Origin of the sequence: uncultured Agrobacterium sp. (assembly GCA_913777615.1) — a bacterium.
In the GTDB taxonomy this organism is placed as follows: domain Bacteria; phylum Pseudomonadota; class Alphaproteobacteria; order Rhizobiales; family Rhizobiaceae; genus Agrobacterium.
Window position 1 is genome coordinate 277,216 of record CAJYTK010000013.1, and the last position, 14,763, is coordinate 291,978.

The window sequence follows — 14,763 nt, forward strand, 5'->3', positions numbered from 1 at the left end:
CCGCGAAAGCGGCGCTCTTCTCTCTAATCCGATGGCGTGGTGCTGGCGAGGTAGTTACGGGTTCAGACCGATCGCCGTCTGACGGCTGCGCAGCTGCTCTTGGACTGCTTTCGGCCACTGCCATTCAGGGATACCCTTTTCCTGAAGTGCTCGAGCGACGTCGAGAACCGGAGCCCCATTTTGTACCGTGGCCTCTGCCTCTGCCACGATCGCACCGACGTCGGGGGCCTCCTGCGCCGGAGCCTGTGATGCTCGGCTCATCATCTCGTCGACGCGCTTGCCATAGCTTTCTTGAGCCCGTGCTGGCACTCCCGGTATAGGGGCTTTTTTGGGCGAAGACGCCTGCGCGTCATCGTCCTTCGACTTTCTCTCTGTCGGCGCTTTTGCTTTCTGCTGTGGAACAGGCTTTCCCGTGATCGTGTCGACGAGCACTTTGCGTTCCGTCGGAGCAGCGCCGACTCCAGCCAAGCCCACCTGACCATCGCCACGCTGCAAAGCGAGCTCTTGTTCGATGAGCTTTTCCTTTTCTTCAACCGGCATGTCGTCGAACTTCTTGTCGGTGCCGCCCAGCCCGCCGTCAAACCTCTTTCGTAGAGACGTGATAGCATTGGTTCGCTGCTTAGTATCACCGACGCCATACTGCCTGTCGATCTTCTTCTTTTCTTCGTATGTGCGCAGATTGGCGGCTTCTTTGTCTGCCACAGCGCGTGCGGCAATTTGACTGTTCCAGGCAGCCTCCGGGTTGCCGAACGTCGCAATGAGTTTAGGGAGGTCGGAGGTCTGGATGTCCTGTGTAACCTCCTTCCCATCCGGGGTGCGCAACTGGATGCGGAAGCCCCGATTAGCGCCCTCTGGGGTGACGATCGGCTCTTGGCCCAAGACCTCGTAGCCGTTGTTGATATACCCTTTGACCTGTCCCGCCTTGATAACGTCGGCCAAGGCCCCGGCACCATCACCTGTCTGAGCTTTGACCAGAGCCCCGGCGAACAATCTAGCGCCATTCTTCGCGTCTTCCGTCTCTCCCCATTCCTGCACCCGCCTGGCGTTATCAAGATCGCCATTTGCGAGATAGGTGTTCTTCATCTTGGGCAGAGCGAACTTGTTCCAGAACTGGTCGAAATCGCCGGGCTGCTGAGTGCCAGCGTTCACCTGTGCGTCGAACGTCGTTTTGGCATCGGCGTTGATTTTGTCGATCTCGTTGCGCTGTGCGATTACGCGATTGTATTCGACGTCTTGGCGGTCCGCCAAAACCTTGGCGCGCTCGTCCGCAACCTTTTTTCGCTCCTCGTTTTCCCAACCCTGCCGGATCTGTTGACCCTTGGCAAACCCGTCCATGAATCCGCCCAAACCGATTGCCAAGCTCATGCTGCGATGTCCTTCTGATTTTTAACCTTTGGTGCCGACCGCTTGCGGGTAGGGGGTTCAGAGCTGCCGAGGCCTATCGCTTCGATGACAGCGTCCAGCTTGTTGTCGACGTCCTGGACGGCCTTCATGGTAATGCCGATCGCATCCTGAGCGGCGATGTTCTGACCGTCACCAAGCCCGGTCTGCTCAGTGAAGTCTTGGGCATACGTCCCAATGTGGCGACCTTCATCGGCGACGCCCTCTTTGTAATCCCATGCCTCGACGGGCATCGCCTTCAGCGCCTCGAGGGCTTCGCCGTCCTCGATGGGCTCTTTGTTCTCTTTTGCGTTTTCGTCGGATTTGAACAGAAGTCCGCCGATACCGCCCAAAAAGCTGCCGATGCCTTGCGCCCCTGCAGCATTCATTTGCTGCTGCGTCTTCCAAGCGTCCAGCTGTAAGCCGTATTGCTGGTTAAGCGTGCTTGCTTGGCCAGCGTAGCCCTGCATCGCTCCGCTGAAACCAGAGTTCATAATGGTGGACGCGGCCAGCGATTGACCGTTGGTAGCTTGATTGCCAGACAGCGCGGTGCCACTTGCCGCCACGCTGCCGCCTGCGCCCGCGGCGGCTTGCGCTGGCAAGCCCTTACCGAGGTTGACGACGTCAGCCTTCAGAGCGAGCGCCTTATCCCTCACGGCCTGCCTGGCTGTGTTGGCGGCACCAGCTTCCGCAAGTGACACCCCGAGGTCAGAGGCGGCCTGCACACCCGCAAATCGACCGCTGCCGGGTGTGACGCCCATAGAGGCATTGGCGCGTTCTGTGGCGGCGCGATTGTTGGCCGCGGCGGTCTGCACGTCGGCCCGAGCCTCTGCTGCGGCTTCCGCCTGCTTCGCCTCGGAGCCGTAATTTTTTGCCTCGTTGATGAACTCGTCTTCGATAGGCCGATAGACGCTCTCGTACCGGGCGCGGTCTGCCTTCGACCACTTAGCTTGGTCCGTCGCCAGACCAAGCTGCTGCTCTGTAACTTTCGTGGTGAGCGCGTCCAGCTCTTTCTGGCGCTCCTGCGAAACAGCGAACGCATCCTTCGCAAAGCCAAGCCATGCTTCGCCTGTTTTCGCCTGCATAAGTGCGGCTGCGCCGATCTGTGGATCTGGTGCGGGTGCTGAATTGCTGCTTTTGCCCATAATGCTGCCTTCTGAAGAGGGTCAGCGCTCATGCGCAATTTGCTATCTATATATCGCGATGCCCGGTTTTTCCAGCGAAGCGTTCCGGGAGCCAGCGGCATTCCTCTCGCAACATGCCGTAAACGATCAGATCTTCGCCGGCGTCTCCCGCCTTGCGCATAAGTCCTTCACGCTTGAAGCCAAAGTGCTCATTAAATCGGATCGCATCTTCGTTGTTTACCGATACGAAGCTGTTGAGGCGAGGGTAGGCGAGCTGGATAAACGGGTACGCAAAAACCTTGATGATCAGCTCGCGCGTGATCCAGCGACGGCCGCCATCTGACACGACCGATACCCAGCAACCGCGTGTGGTGAAGGAATCGAACACGACAATGCCCTGGATGTCCTCGCCTGAGCTTATTGCTATGGCTTTGGCGTCAGCACGAAAGCGAAGATTGCCGCGACGCGCTGCAAGCTCCACCAGTTTGTCACTTGGCGAGTAGATGACCCGTTTCGTCATCGTATGAGCTTCCGCTGCAAGGCCTGTGCAACGGTGTTAAGGCGGCTGGATATTTCCTTGATGTCCTTCAGCAGCGAATTGAAGTCGTCCTGAGTAGGTGCTGCGGCCACCTCTTTCGTCTTTACCTGCGCGAGTTGAAGTAGCTCACGCACATCTTCAATACGGACAGCTGCTCGCTCTCGGGAGCCGGACCGCGACCCGTCAAGAACTTCCAACTTCTCGATCTGGCTGCCCTGCATCTTCAGCCTCTTAGCTCATCGACCGTCGTTGCAAGTGATATGCTCCCGATCGGGATATTTGACTGAACAGCTATCTCCCAGCAACGAGCGTTCTTTGCTGCCAGTCTAGCGACTGAGCCGATCTTGTCGGCGGTCCCAATAAGCTTACCATCAGCAAACACGCTTATGCTGGCAGACATAGGCGGCGGCATCGAAAGCATGGTGTCTCCACCGATCGCCATCTCATTTAAACATTGTTCATTCACTGCTGAGCCCAGCAAGCCGGAGGCGAAGATGACAGCGTTAGCGGCAGCAATTCGGTCGCGTTCCGCATCAATGCGTGTCCCATCGTAAGCGTCTGCGATCGATCCTTGATCCACAAGGATAGCGCCGAATGTGCCAGGCCTTGGCATCCAGAACTCTTTCGACCGCCATGAGTATTGCTCTGGAAAACCTGCCGGATCATCAAAGCGATAGACGTTGGTGTCTCCGGGGCGCTTGAAGAAAAGGGCTGACGTCTCTACGTCAAAATACAACGCGTCCGCTACTTCTCCTGATCGGACCAAAAAAGGCGCGGCGTTCACGTTGATGAACAGAGCGCCCGCTGATCTCTCCCCCGTAACCTCTGTGGTGTCGTAAAACATCAAGTAGATGTTCCCGTGCTGGGCTCCCAGCGCGGTTTGGGGAGAGAGCGCTTGCCATTCATCTCGGCGGAAAAGCTGCTCTGTGACGAAAGATACTTCACCTGATGCCCTAACAGAGATCAGGCCATCATTACTTGGATAGCAGATGGCAAATCCAAGATCGACAATGCCGCGAGGGTTGATGCAGGGGTAGTTCGCCTCGAGCTTCACACTCTGTATCGAATCCGGGTGCGAACCAGTCATCATGTATGGGTTGGCCCGCGTCAGCACCACAAGTACACCGCCGATGGAGGCCAAACCTACCACGTCGCTGTCGCAGGTCATCACATACTTCTCCGGCCAAGCGTGTGGGCGCCATGGCTCGCAGAAATACACATCTCGCCCGACAAACGCTGCCATCATTCCATTCGGCATAGAGGTTATGCCAGACAAGGTATCTTTCGGCTCATCCCACCCTGCCGATGGAAGAGCTTCCCGGAATGCATCGACGGCCACGGAATCAACGAAATCTGCCGCCGATACTGCCCTTTCCGCGATCAGGTAGAGATAGGTACCGCTTGATCCTGTCTGAGAGCGATAGATCCGCTGCCGCGTGATCGATCTCCCCGCGGGAGCCGCAGCAAAGCCGGAAAGGGTAACACTTTGGCCGGGCTTCCAATCAACACTCGGCGCGGCGGGAGACGGTGCGGTTTCCTCACCAAAGCTGGTGACGAACGTATAGGCATAGGTCCTTGTCTGGGTTTCGCCGCTCCCGGCCCCACCAAGCGTTGCAGCCAGCGCAGCAGTGGGACGGGGCACTCGCAAAGGGTAGATCGTACCAGATATGCGCACCTTTGGGACGCCGTCCCCCGTAAAGTAAAGGCGATCTTGAGCAACCGGCCCAGGCACTGCATCAACGTCGGTTAGCCACGAAAGCCATTGCCCCTGATGGCGATAAATCGTATGAGCGTCGGCCATAACGGTTTCGCCGGTTGCGAGAGAACCGTTGATTGGCGTCAGACCACCGTCGTCGAGCCGGACGCCCACAGCTTCAGTCGCGGCCGTTTCAGGCAGCAGCCGAGGGATAATCAGCGGCTTTTCACCTGCAAAGGCAGACAAAACGATCTTAGCCATAAGTTTCTCCTTCCAGCTGCCGCACCTGTTTTACGCTGATGACGCCGCTACCAGCTCCGAGGGCGCGAGTATCTGAGCTGCCCTGGGCGCTCCAAACAACTGCGTTGCGATTTGCTGAAGCAGGGGCCAAAGCTCGTGATCCGAGCGATAGGAAGACGCACTTTCGAATATCTTGCGCGTCCGGAAATCCTGTTGATCCATCACTGCACCGACCTGATCGGCTTCGACCTTCGTCATTCTCTCCCACAGGTGGACCGGGTAGAGGACCGATATAGATTCTGGAACCGGGTCTACCGTCGGCTCAACGTAGACCCATTGGCCATTGAGAAGCTGATGGTCAGCGTCAGGCCGTAGTGGGAAAGAGACATAGTCTGGCGGATAGGCGTTGGCGATGTGCTCCGGAGGCATGCCTTCGGTTTCCCAATAACCTATTGCAGGGTGATACCAGCCGTACGTTTCATTCGGCATATCAGCTTACCTCCGTGTAATAGGTCGCCCAACTGCCGTTGGTGCAGTAGTACCACGCCCCGGTTGGGATAACGACGGTGACGTGATAACCGCCTCCACTACCGTTCTGACTGAAACCCCAGAAGTAGTCGATCCAGTTCTTGCCATCATTACCGACGCGGAAATAAGAGACATTTCCCCCAAATGAGATGTCACCGTTAATGAAAATTGCTCTGGGCGATGTGTTCTGTCGGATTGTTGTAGCCACGGGCAGCGGGCTTGGGCGAGAAAATACCTGTCCGTTACCGAAAGATGGCAATGCCGCCAACCTGTCCCTGACCGCTCGAGCATCTGGAAACTTGTCCAAGACCCCCGCTGCGATGTCGGCCGCGCTGGCCTTATTGCCGAGCCTGACATTATCAACCGTGGTTATGCCGGTCTTTCTGCCAATTCTGACGGGCCCGTCGATGTAGGTGCCGTCATCATTGAACCGGAAGAACCCGAGGTCAGAACCCTCGTTATCTCCGCTTTCCGCGTCAAGCACTGCACCAATTTTCCATCTGTCCAGCCCACCAGTGGTAAGTCGGAGCATTTTCTCCACGCCCGAGGCGCCGTCGAGCGACAACGGCGCTTTCATGGAGTCGCCACCGTTTCTCGAAACCTTGCCGGCGAGTGCATTGAGCATTGTCGTGGAAAAGTTCGGATCATTACCCAGCGCCGCAGCAAGCTCCTTGAGGGTGTCAAGTGTCGCCGGTGAGCTGTCTACCAGGTCTGCGATCTGATCTGCCACGAGGGCGGTCACCGCAGTCATATCCGCTTTTTGCGCTACCGCGGCGGAAACCGCAGCGACCAGCGTCGTAAGTTCGCTAAGCGCCCCTGCTGTCAGCCTGATATCAATGCGGGAGCCTGCTGCAAACGCTTTCGCTGTTGTGTTTTCTTGCGCTCTGACCACTGTGAGTGTGGCGGCATTTCGAGCCGTGACGCGCACGACTTCATTGTTTCCGGCGGAATCGATGATGGTGGCCGGATGCCAGTCATTTGCCGCGAGAGCAGGGAATTTCCCAGCGTCGCTGTTCTGAATGAAAATGGCAGTCGCGTCCGACGTAATCGATGACGCCAACGTGGATTTCGCGAGATTGGCGAGCTTGAGTGCCATCAGAAATAGCTCCCTCTGGTTCGTACGCGAGCGCCCTGCTGGCCTTTGGCGACTTTCATGGGTAGAGTGTCGAGGAAGGCGGAAAATTCGCTTTGTAGCAACGTTCCCATCTGCGGATTAGAGCCCGTGTCGTCTGTCGGCAGCATCAGGACACGAGCCGCAGCGCCTTTCCCTAATTCGGTGCCGTATTTCTCGACGAGAAAGTCCGGGAAAGTGAGAGCGTCTCGAGAGGGCTTCAGGATCAAACGGACCTTCAGCGTACCGACGTTGAATGGAACCACCTGGAGAACGCCCGGCTTAATCTGCGTCACAAAACGCGACGTCGCGCCGGTAGCAACTTCATCATCCCATCCGGGATAATTCTCATCGAGCCATTCCGGGGACTGCGGGGTGAGGGGGACGCCGTCGAGTGATGCCGTCTCGATACGAACGATTTCGGCATCTGGTACCGCCACCAGCCCGCTTTCCTCATCGTTGCTGATTATGATGGAGTTACGCTCACGCCAGATATCGACCTTTTCGCACATCTGGCGCGCTGCCTCACGAAGATATCGGACGGCGACGGGGTCGGCGCAGTTTGGCGCGTGGATCAGGACTTCGGGCAAGAGATCGTCAATGTCGCGCATCAGCGCCTCCTATTCGGATTGGCAGCGGATTCGACCTGCACCTTGATACCGACCGCGGTGGCGAACATCTGGTAATGCGAAAGCGCCTTGTTAGGGTCGCCGGCGATGTCGTCCTTGGAGAAGGCCCGGAACAGCACATAGTCCAGCAGTGGGACGGAATAGGGTTCTGGTAGGCCTGTCTCAACATCCCACGCGTCGAGCGTCGTCTCGTCCTTGTCCGGGAGAGGGGACACTGGGGTGGGTAGGTAGGACATCGCCACTTCCACTACCCCTGTGCCGTCATTGCCAGGGTAAGAGTAGAACTCCAGCGGCAAGTTCTCGTCGAATACGACTTGGCGCACTTCCTTGCGGAAAGGGTGGGAGGTGGGGCTGTGCCAGGTTGGCTCCTGCGCATCCAGTAGCGCTCGAGCTGCCGTCCGTATGACCCTGCCACCAATGCGGCTGGGGCCAGCGTCTACGAGATTGCGATTAACGCCGAGCAGCTGTAGCGGCGCCACGCCGTCAATGGTATCGGGCAGCACGTGGTGCGTTCCGGCGCTCAGCGCGAGTGGCGCTGTCATTGAAGATGACGAGGGTTTTGCGAGGATGACAGCCTTGACGGCTTCATTGAGCCAGGCGGCCAGCTCTGGCAGAGGCCAGCGCACATACTCCTGATCGAGGAGCTGGACGCCGGCGTTTTTGAGGATGTCTTTCGCCTTCGGCATAGATCACGCTTTTCTGGCTGCGCGGGCCTTTTTCGGCTTGACTACAGAGGCAGCAGCGTCATGGCCTTCGGTGCCTTCGGTGCCTTCGGTGCCTTCGGTGCCTTCGCCTGATGCCCCGCCGCTCAGGAATGCGGGAATCTCAGTTTCACCCGGCTGCTCTGGCACCAGCGGCACTTCACGGTAATGCTCGACGTTCAGGAAGATCGAACGATGAAGCACGCTGCCGACGTCGTTGACGAAGCGGCCATATTCATCGCGTTCGAAATAATATGACGTGCCGCCGATGGTTTGTTCGGTATAGCCTTTGATGCACTCAATGACTGTCTTCATGACAAGCTCCTTTGAAAAAGGGGGCTCGCGGCCCCCTCGTTAATGCGCCGTGACGGCTGTTACTCGGAGACGAGGAAGACTGTCAGGCCGATCTGACCGGCGACGAACGTTGCCGCCGCCGCCGTGAACTTCACGCCGATCGAGCGGTCGTTGTTCGCAGAGCTGGTGCGGTACGCACCTTTGGTCAACGGGCGCGCCGCGACACCGTTCTGAGCAATCGTCGAACCGGCGAAGAACTCATTGCCACACGTGCGCGCCTGATTCTCTTCGCCGAAAGTGCCGCTCATGATGCCGACGTCGAAGGCGATCGTCGGCACGCCGTTCGAGTCGAGATCGTCGCTGTCGGCGATGATTTCAGCTACGCGGCAGTTGGAGGGAATGCAAGCAAGCTCCAGAATGTCGCCAACGGCTGGGTTGGCGGCGAGCTGGTGGGAGAAGCGGATAGCGACCACTTCGCCAGCGGTGGATGGGTAGCAGAGGGCTTCGGTGCCCTTGGCGTATTTGCTCTGGATGAGCGCCATTTCGAGAATCCTTCAGGTGGAAGGGTCGATAAGACCGATGGAAAGATGAAAGCCCGACAGAAGCCGGGCTAGCCGTTAAGCGTTAGGGTCTTTTGCAGCGGTATCGACCGAGATCACGCCATAGTCGCGGTTGTTGAATCGGGTCTTTTTGATGCCAGCAATGACGCCCGATGCGACGACCGGCTCATTGCCGTGGTCCTTCGTCTCTTCGGTCCATGTGTAGCGGAAGCCGCCAGCAGAACCGAACGCGATCACGCCCGCCTGACGTCCCATGAAGAGCGCGCGGCCAGCCTGAACATTCTGTGCAGCGCCGTAATCCTTGAAGCGGATCGCCCACTCGTGGCTGTGCAACACGGTGTTGTTGACCATGCCGAGCCCGCCCTTGAAGATCGCGTTGCTGCGGCCTTCCGCCGTCGCTGCTGCCTTCTGGATTTCGAGCCAGCCACCTGCATCGTTCGTGCGCAGGTCATGTTCCTGGAACGGGTTCATGACCATGACGTAGTGCGCTTCGCCATTGATCATGATCGGCATCATGTTGGCGTTCTTCGGGTCCTTGGCCGACATCATGCGGGCCTTGACCTGTGCGCGCTCGATCAGCGATCGGGACATGATGTCCGACGCATCGATCGAGGCCTTGGAGGTGGCGTCGCCACCGTACAGGATGTGGTCGGCGTCGGGGGCTTCGATCGGGTTTTCCGCGTGACCGGTCCACTCGACGGTTTCGATAAAGTCTTCGTTCGTGCCGCGAGAGCCAGACAGGTAGATGAAGGTCATCTGGTCGTTGAACTTCGACCAATAGTCAGAAAGGCGGTTTTTGCCGATCTGGCGCATGTTGTGGGCGGTGCGCTTGCGGGACATTTTGCCGCCAGCAGAAACGCCGTGGCGCATCTGGTCAATCTTCAGCTGGTCGCTGAAGAACCGTAAGCTCTCTTCCTTGCCTTCCAGGCGGTTGTCGCCGTAGGTCGGTTTGTTGCGGAGCTGGACGGACAGGTCGAAGGTAATGGTATCGCCGGCTTCCGATTCGAGATCGGTAAGACGCTGGATCGCGTATTCGTCAGACGTGCCGACGAACTTGCGGTCGAAGTAGCTTTTCTTGGTGATGTCAATGAAAAGCCCACCAGACCACTTTTTCTGGGCTTTCGGATCGCCAAAGGCAACCACGGTCTTGGTCATGAGTGATGTCTCCGGTTCAGGAACAAACAGCACTCATGCGCATTGATACTCTGATTACTGGAAATGCTGGATTGTTGCAACACGTAACGCGTGATACTGGAGGAGATCGCTAGCGCATGAGTGCGGCCTCTTCTTCGGAGCGCACTCATGACAGCAGCAATCACTAGTACATCGCCCAAAGGCCGAGCCTTCATCGAAGGCCACGAAGGCAATCCACTCACTTGCTATCTCGATCCTGTCGGCATTCCCACCATTGGGCGGGGCTTCACGATGCGCAGCGCCGCGGTTCGCCGGGCTCTGGCTAAGATCGGCATCACCAAGCTCATTCCGGGCAAGACGAAGCTCACAGCAGCGCAATCCGATGCCGTCTTCATCGAGGTACTGGCCGCAGAGTTTGAGCCAGCAGTCGTCAAGAAATCCCCAGACAATCGCCAGCAACATGAGCTGGACGCGGGTGTCTCGGCTATTTTCAATCTTGGCGTCGGCGCCATGGACTGGCAGTGGGCAAAGCTCTGGCGAAAGGGCGAAAAAGACCAGGCGGCCGACTATCTCGGCACTCACTACAACACTGCTGGCGGCAAGAAGCTGCCCGGGCTGGTACGCCGGCGCAAAGAAGAAGCAATTCTCTTCAAGCTTGGCGTCTACAGCGGTGTGGGTGAAGGCGTCCCACGCACCGCGGTGGAGAGGGCACCATCTCGTCCGGATCCTGTGGTGAAAGAGGCGCAGGCGATTCTTTCGGCTAAGGGCTTCAACCCCGGCGCTATAGACGGGTGGATGGGGGAGAAAACCGCTGCCGCGGTAAAAGCTTACCAGCGCGTTCATCCCCATCTGGTCGCAGATGGCGTAATCGGCTCTGCAACGCTTGCGCAGCTGCGTCGTGACGCAGTTGCCACCAAGGAGGCGGTTCAGGAGGGTGCTGGATCGCTTCTCGGTTCTGGCACAGCTGCTTGGGCAATGGGCCTGCCATGGGTTTGGATCGCTGCCATCGTGACAATTATCGTTCTGAGCATCTTCGTTTACCGGAAGCGTGATGTTATCGCGCGCCGCTTCAATACCTTGCTTGGCCGCGAGGTGCCGGTTTGATCTCCCGGCTCACCTTCTATGCCCTCGCTGCTATCGCCGCGGCATCTTTCGTCGCCGCTGGCGTCATCGTTATCAGCCGCAACGCCACAGAGCGCACGGTCATCAAGATAGAAAGACAAAACAATGCTGCAGGTGACGAAGCGGATGGCGCTCGTGGTCAGTTTGATGGCTGCTCTGGCGGGGTGTGGGACTTCGGGTCCGGCCAGTGTCGCCGGGCTGCGCCGAGTGGTCGGGACTGACTTGATCGGCGCGCGAGGAGCCACGCCAGCTGATCAGCGCCGCATTGACCGGACCGTTGTAGGGATTTGCGCCGGCAAGGTCTGGACGCAGCGTGAATGTGCAAAGCACGGGGAGGTCTCTCGCGCTCCCTCGAGTGCGGGAGCTGAATGATGTCATTCTGGGATTGGCTTAGCACCAGCGAAGGTAAGGTGGCTTTGGCTGGCATTGCAGGATCTGCCGTCTCGGTCGCTATGGAGTGGACAGGGGCGGTTTCCAGCCTGCGCAAGCTGTTTGTCGGCGCCGTAACGGCCTATTACCTGAGCCCAATCGGAACCACGCTCTTTCAGTGGGCGTTTGGAACATTGAGCGTACCGGAAGAGCAATCTGCAAGCGTTGGCGGTTTCATTGTCGGAATCGGCGGTATCATCATCGTCGAGATAATCCTGAAGGCATTTCGCCTCCGCCACGCGGAGATCGGGAGAAGCCGACATGACCAGGCCTAGAGCGAGACACATCAGAGAAGCAGCCAAGCCGCAAGGCCGAGTCGTAGCTGTTGCGGCTATCCTTGTCGTGGTTTGGCTGTTCTGCATGCACATTTAAGCCGCGGATCGGTCGCGCCTGATTTTTGGCACTCCCTGACCGGTCTCGAGTTTGCCTCTCAGCACCTTAATCGGCCCCATAAGCAGTTGGCTCGCCGTCGGCGCGCCTTTCAATATCCAGTCGGCATAGATCTGGTACAGCTCGCGCCGCCTGCGCATATGCTCGGCTCGGTCGTAGGCCGCCTTCACAGCGTCTTTCGGCTTGTGGGCGAGCATCAACTCGATGATCTTTTCTTCGTGTGGGAATGCTTCGTTCATGATGGACGAGAAAGACGAACGGAAGCCGTGCGGAACATGCCTCGAGTGATAGCCAGCCCTGTTGAGCAAATACCCCATAGTATTTTCTGACATCGGCTTTTGCGGCTTCCTGAGATTGGGGAATGCGAACTCGAACCTCCCCGTCACCTTCTTGAGCGCGGTGATCAGCTCCACAGCCTGATCTGACAGCGGGACGTGATGATCATACGCTTCTTCTGTTTTCAGATGCAGCTTCAGCTTCATGCGATGGGCCGGGATGACCCATATCGGGTTTGACGGGTCGATGGCGTCCAGCTCGGCCCACGGTGTTTCTGCAAGGACACCAGGTCGAACCGCAGTCAGCGCCAAGAGGCGTATCGCAAGCTTCGTGTAGCCTCGGCTTGGGGTGGATGCGACGTCGGCGAGAACCTGCCTGACCCCGTCCAGAGTAATGATCGCGGGCTGGCGACCCTTCTTCAATGGCGCGAGCGCACCTTTGACAATCGATGCCGGGTCCGCGTCGGCGCGGCCGGAAGAAATGGCGTAGACGAACACGCTCGACATCCGCTGCCGTAACCGCTTAGCAGTCTCGATCGCTCCGCGCTTCTCGACAATCTTCAGCACGCCGAGAACCGTCGGTGCATCAATGCTTCGAATCGGCATGTCGCCGACGAGGGGGAATACGTCTCGTCTAAGGGTGTCAAGCACGTCACTGGCATGCCTGTCGGTCCACGTCGGCTTGGTCAGCTCGTGCCACTCTTCGGCAATGACCTGAAACGTCTCTTCGGCTTGCTTCCTGCCGATGACCTTCTCGAGCTTCTTCATAGCCGAGGGGTCTATACCGTTTTTGATGAGCGTCCTGGCATCGTCTCGAAGACGCCGCGCTTCGAAGAGTGTGACGTCCGGGTATTGGCCAAGGCCAAGCAGCTTCTCTTTGCCACCAAAATAGTAGCGGTACCGCCAGATCTTCACGCCTGTGGTGGCGACGAATAAGTGTAGACCGTTGCTGTCGGTGAGCTTGTAGGATTTCTCCTGCGCCTTGGCTTTTCTGATCGCTGTGTCTGTCAGCACGCTTGTTCTCACGATACCCGCTTTTGAAAATCAAAGTACCCGCATTTGTACCCGCTTTTTCACGAGATTGTATCGGAAGGCATGGGAACGGGCGGGAACAAAGAAACCCAAAACGATCCGCTGCGCAAGACAAAAACGGAACATATGGGAACGTATGAGAAACATTGGTGGCGGATGGGGTGGGATTCGAACCCACGGTACGGTCTCCCGCACGCCGGTTTTCAAGACCGGTTCCTTAAACCACTCGGACACCCATCCATGCCTGTAGCGGGTTTATAAACGTTTGCGCCAGCGCGTCAATTGCCTCAAAAGCCTTATTTTCCAGTCGCCTGCGCAAGCACAAAATTAACCAGCGCTTAACCATAATCATTACAATTTTACGTTCTTGGGCCGCATCGTTCGCATTTTCGCCATGTTGCGGGCAAGATTAGGCATCCGTTAAGTGCTTCGATGTCAGGGGCGTGATTATCGAGGTGTGAGAGGGGCCGTGCAGACGTTCGGCCTGAAGCAGCACGGGGCAGAGATTTGAAGTCTACCGTTACGAAGATTGGCGTCAGCGTCAAATGGGTCGGCATTGCCGTTCTGTGCGCCGCGACAGCATCATGTTCGACAACGTCGGAAACAAAAACAAAGCCGAAGCGCAGCAAGGAATATTTCGCTGAGTCGGAATATGGCGTGAAGGCGAGTCCGCGGATCGCAGAAGGTGCCAACGTCCCCAAGGGCGGCGGCAGGTTCCTCGTCGGCAATGCTTACACGGTCAAAGGTCGTCGTTACTTCCCCAAGGAAGATCCGAACTACGACAAGAGCGGCCTTGCCTCGTGGTACGGTTCGGCCTTTCACGGTCGGATGACCGCCAATGGTGAGGCTTATGACAAGGAACATCTTTCTGCGGCTCACCCGACATTCCCGCTTCCAAGTTATGCCCGCGTCACTAATCTCGACAATGGGTCCTCCGTTGTCGTGCGCGTCAATGATCGCGGACCGTTCCACGAAGGTCGCTTGATCGACGTTTCCAGCAAGACTGCAGATCTCCTCGACATGAAGGGAACCGGCACTGCCAATGTGCGCGTTCAATATGTCGGGCGCGCGCCTCTGGATGGCCACGATATGCCATTTCTCATGGCGTCCTACATTCCAAAAGGATCTCGTGCTCCGGGCGTCAATCCTGAAGGACAGATCGCAAGCGGCGTGATGGTCGCATCCGCCTCTCAACGCAACATTCCCGTTCCATCGAATCCTGCTTATGGCGGCTCGGCACAAATGGCATTGGTCGGCGCGAAGAAGAACAACGCGCTTCAGGCCATGCCGCTGGTCGAAGGTGCAGCGCCAGCGAGCTTTAGCGGGCAGGGTAACGCTCAGTTTATAGCCCTTCCGGAAGTTGGCCCGTTCATCAACGAGCGTCCTGAAGGCAACTTCCTGCGTGTCCCCGGTCCATCGCCACGATACGCTTCGGCTTATTCAGAAGCCGCGCCGGCATCCAAGGCTGCGCATGTGTTCGATGCGGTGCTCGTGGAGCGAGGCGAACTGACAGAACAGTCCATTTTGAACTATGTGAAGAACAAGCAGAACAGAGACCGTTGAGCTTTGCCTCAACGGTC

The 14,763-nt window shown here is 57.8% G+C and carries 18 protein-coding genes and 1 tRNA gene; 5 read left to right on the plus strand and 14 right to left on the minus strand.

What is annotated here, in order from left to right:
• Positions 1 to 54: 54 nt before the first annotated feature.
• From QZ862_RS12855 to QZ862_RS12910, 12 genes are all read right to left on the minus strand, one after another.
• Positions 55 to 1,365 (minus strand): hypothetical protein, encoded by a 1,311-nt coding sequence (locus tag QZ862_RS12855; RefSeq protein ID WP_296100360.1) that lies wholly within the window; start codon positions 1,363 to 1,365, stop codon positions 55 to 57.
• On the minus strand, positions 1,362 to 2,525 hold the full coding sequence (locus tag QZ862_RS12860) for a tail fiber domain-containing protein (RefSeq protein ID WP_296100363.1): 1,164 nt from the start codon (positions 2,523 to 2,525) through the stop codon (positions 1,362 to 1,364). The genes QZ862_RS12855 and QZ862_RS12860 overlap by 4 nt, the downstream gene beginning before the upstream one ends.
• Before the next feature lie 46 nt (positions 2,526 to 2,571).
• Positions 2,572 to 3,024 carry a GNAT family protein gene (locus tag QZ862_RS12865; protein WP_296100366.1) on the minus strand — a complete coding sequence of 151 codons (453 nt, stop codon included), beginning with the start codon at positions 3,022 to 3,024 and terminating at the stop codon, positions 2,572 to 2,574.
• Positions 3,021 to 3,263: a hypothetical protein gene (locus QZ862_RS12870; RefSeq protein ID WP_296100373.1), complete on the minus strand. Its 243-nt coding sequence runs from the start codon at positions 3,261 to 3,263 to the stop codon at positions 3,021 to 3,023. Before QZ862_RS12870 ends, QZ862_RS12865 begins: the two co-directional genes overlap by 4 nt.
• Positions 3,264 to 3,265: 2 nt before the next feature.
• Positions 3,266 to 4,999 (minus strand): hypothetical protein, encoded by a 1,734-nt coding sequence (locus QZ862_RS12875; protein WP_296100376.1) that lies wholly within the window; start codon positions 4,997 to 4,999, stop codon positions 3,266 to 3,268.
• 30 nt (positions 5,000 to 5,029) lie between these two features.
• Complete coding sequence (locus QZ862_RS12880; RefSeq protein ID WP_296100377.1) at positions 5,030 to 5,467, minus strand: hypothetical protein; 438 nt, start codon at positions 5,465 to 5,467, stop codon at positions 5,030 to 5,032.
• 1 nt (position 5,468) lies between these two features.
• Complete coding sequence (locus tag QZ862_RS12885) at positions 5,469 to 6,602, minus strand: hypothetical protein (protein WP_296100382.1); 1,134 nt, start codon at positions 6,600 to 6,602, stop codon at positions 5,469 to 5,471.
• Positions 6,602 to 7,228 carry a hypothetical protein gene (locus tag QZ862_RS12890; protein ID WP_296100384.1) on the minus strand — a complete coding sequence of 209 codons (627 nt, stop codon included), beginning with the start codon at positions 7,226 to 7,228 and terminating at the stop codon, positions 6,602 to 6,604. Before QZ862_RS12890 ends, QZ862_RS12885 begins: the two co-directional genes overlap by 1 nt.
• Positions 7,228 to 7,932 (minus strand): DUF6682 family protein, encoded by a 705-nt coding sequence (locus tag QZ862_RS12895; protein WP_363315928.1) that lies wholly within the window; start codon positions 7,930 to 7,932, stop codon positions 7,228 to 7,230. Before QZ862_RS12895 ends, QZ862_RS12890 begins: the two co-directional genes overlap by 1 nt.
• A 3-nt stretch (positions 7,933 to 7,935) precedes the next feature.
• Entirely contained in the window at positions 7,936 to 8,262 is a 327-nt protein-coding gene (locus tag QZ862_RS12900; RefSeq protein ID WP_296100389.1) for a hypothetical protein, read from the minus strand.
• A 59-nt stretch (positions 8,263 to 8,321) separates the two neighbouring features.
• Positions 8,322 to 8,783, minus strand: a complete 462-nt coding sequence (locus QZ862_RS12905; protein ID WP_296100392.1) for a hypothetical protein — start codon at positions 8,781 to 8,783, stop codon at positions 8,322 to 8,324.
• A gap of 75 nt (positions 8,784 to 8,858) precedes the next feature.
• Complete coding sequence (locus tag QZ862_RS12910; RefSeq protein ID WP_296100394.1) at positions 8,859 to 9,956, minus strand: N4-gp56 family major capsid protein; 1,098 nt, start codon at positions 9,954 to 9,956, stop codon at positions 8,859 to 8,861.
• 147 nt (positions 9,957 to 10,103) lie between these two features.
• Between QZ862_RS12910 and QZ862_RS12915 the strand changes: the two genes are divergently transcribed.
• Genes QZ862_RS12915 through QZ862_RS12930 form a run of 4 tightly spaced genes read left to right on the plus strand, consistent with a single transcriptional unit; the run spans position 10,104 to position 11,761 of the window.
• Positions 10,104 to 11,039, plus strand: a complete 936-nt coding sequence (locus QZ862_RS12915; protein ID WP_296100397.1) for a peptidoglycan-binding protein — start codon at positions 10,104 to 10,106, stop codon at positions 11,037 to 11,039.
• Complete coding sequence (locus QZ862_RS12920) at positions 11,036 to 11,278, plus strand: hypothetical protein (RefSeq protein ID WP_296100400.1); 243 nt, start codon at positions 11,036 to 11,038, stop codon at positions 11,276 to 11,278. The genes QZ862_RS12915 and QZ862_RS12920 overlap by 4 nt, the downstream gene beginning before the upstream one ends.
• Positions 11,163 to 11,429, plus strand: coding sequence for a hypothetical protein (locus tag QZ862_RS12925; protein ID WP_296100403.1), 267 nt, complete (start codon positions 11,163 to 11,165; stop codon positions 11,427 to 11,429). Before QZ862_RS12920 ends, QZ862_RS12925 begins: the two co-directional genes overlap by 116 nt.
• Positions 11,429 to 11,761: a hypothetical protein gene (locus tag QZ862_RS12930; protein ID WP_296100406.1), complete on the plus strand. Its 333-nt coding sequence runs from the start codon at positions 11,429 to 11,431 to the stop codon at positions 11,759 to 11,761. The genes QZ862_RS12925 and QZ862_RS12930 overlap by 1 nt, the downstream gene beginning before the upstream one ends.
• Before the next feature lie 93 nt (positions 11,762 to 11,854).
• Here QZ862_RS12930 and QZ862_RS12935 read toward each other — a convergent pair whose 3' ends face one another.
• Both QZ862_RS12935 and QZ862_RS12940 read right to left on the minus strand, forming a co-directional pair.
• On the minus strand, positions 11,855 to 13,177 hold the full coding sequence (locus QZ862_RS12935; RefSeq protein ID WP_363315929.1) for an integrase arm-type DNA-binding domain-containing protein: 1,323 nt from the start codon (positions 13,175 to 13,177) through the stop codon (positions 11,855 to 11,857).
• Positions 13,178 to 13,333: 156 nt separating this feature from the next.
• A tRNA-Ser gene (locus QZ862_RS12940) sits at positions 13,334 to 13,423 on the minus strand.
• 267 nt (positions 13,424 to 13,690) lie between these two features.
• Here QZ862_RS12940 and QZ862_RS12945 point away from each other — a divergent pair.
• Positions 13,691 to 14,746, plus strand: a complete 1,056-nt coding sequence (locus QZ862_RS12945) for a septal ring lytic transglycosylase RlpA family protein (RefSeq protein WP_296073683.1) — start codon at positions 13,691 to 13,693, stop codon at positions 14,744 to 14,746.
• The last annotated feature ends 17 nt before the right edge of the window (positions 14,747 to 14,763 follow it).

What these genes read in the sequence shown, in the direction of transcription:
- QZ862_RS12900 (WP_296100389.1), bottom strand. Translation starts at nt 8,262, where the DNA reads ATGAAGACAGTCATTGAGTGCATCAAAGGCTATACCGAACAAACCATC.
- QZ862_RS12930 (WP_296100406.1), top strand. Translation starts at nt 11,429, where the DNA reads ATGTCATTCTGGGATTGGCTTAGCACCAGCGAAGGTAAGGTGGCTTTG.
- QZ862_RS12875 (WP_296100376.1), bottom strand. Translation starts at nt 4,999, where the DNA reads ATGGCTAAGATCGTTTTGTCTGCCTTTGCAGGTGAAAAGCCGCTGATT.
- QZ862_RS12865 (WP_296100366.1), bottom strand. Translation starts at nt 3,024, where the DNA reads ATGACGAAACGGGTCATCTACTCGCCAAGTGACAAACTGGTGGAGCTT.
- QZ862_RS12915 (WP_296100397.1), top strand. Translation starts at nt 10,104, where the DNA reads ATGACAGCAGCAATCACTAGTACATCGCCCAAAGGCCGAGCCTTCATC.
- QZ862_RS12910 (WP_296100394.1), bottom strand. Translation starts at nt 9,956, where the DNA reads ATGACCAAGACCGTGGTTGCCTTTGGCGATCCGAAAGCCCAGAAAAAG.
- QZ862_RS12855 (WP_296100360.1), bottom strand. Translation starts at nt 1,365, where the DNA reads ATGAGCTTGGCAATCGGTTTGGGCGGATTCATGGACGGGTTTGCCAAG.
- QZ862_RS12905 (WP_296100392.1), bottom strand. Translation starts at nt 8,783, where the DNA reads ATGGCGCTCATCCAGAGCAAATACGCCAAGGGCACCGAAGCCCTCTGC.
- QZ862_RS12880 (WP_296100377.1), bottom strand. Translation starts at nt 5,467, where the DNA reads ATGCCGAATGAAACGTACGGCTGGTATCACCCTGCAATAGGTTATTGG.
- QZ862_RS12870 (WP_296100373.1), bottom strand. Translation starts at nt 3,263, where the DNA reads ATGCAGGGCAGCCAGATCGAGAAGTTGGAAGTTCTTGACGGGTCGCGG.
- QZ862_RS12895 (WP_363315928.1), bottom strand. Translation starts at nt 7,932, where the DNA reads ATGCCGAAGGCGAAAGACATCCTCAAAAACGCCGGCGTCCAGCTCCTC.
- QZ862_RS12885 (WP_296100382.1), bottom strand. Translation starts at nt 6,602, where the DNA reads ATGGCACTCAAGCTCGCCAATCTCGCGAAATCCACGTTGGCGTCATCG.
- QZ862_RS12860 (WP_296100363.1), bottom strand. Translation starts at nt 2,525, where the DNA reads ATGGGCAAAAGCAGCAATTCAGCACCCGCACCAGATCCACAGATCGGC.
- QZ862_RS12890 (WP_296100384.1), bottom strand. Translation starts at nt 7,228, where the DNA reads ATGCGCGACATTGACGATCTCTTGCCCGAAGTCCTGATCCACGCGCCA.
- QZ862_RS12925 (WP_296100403.1), top strand. Translation starts at nt 11,163, where the DNA reads ATGCTGCAGGTGACGAAGCGGATGGCGCTCGTGGTCAGTTTGATGGCT.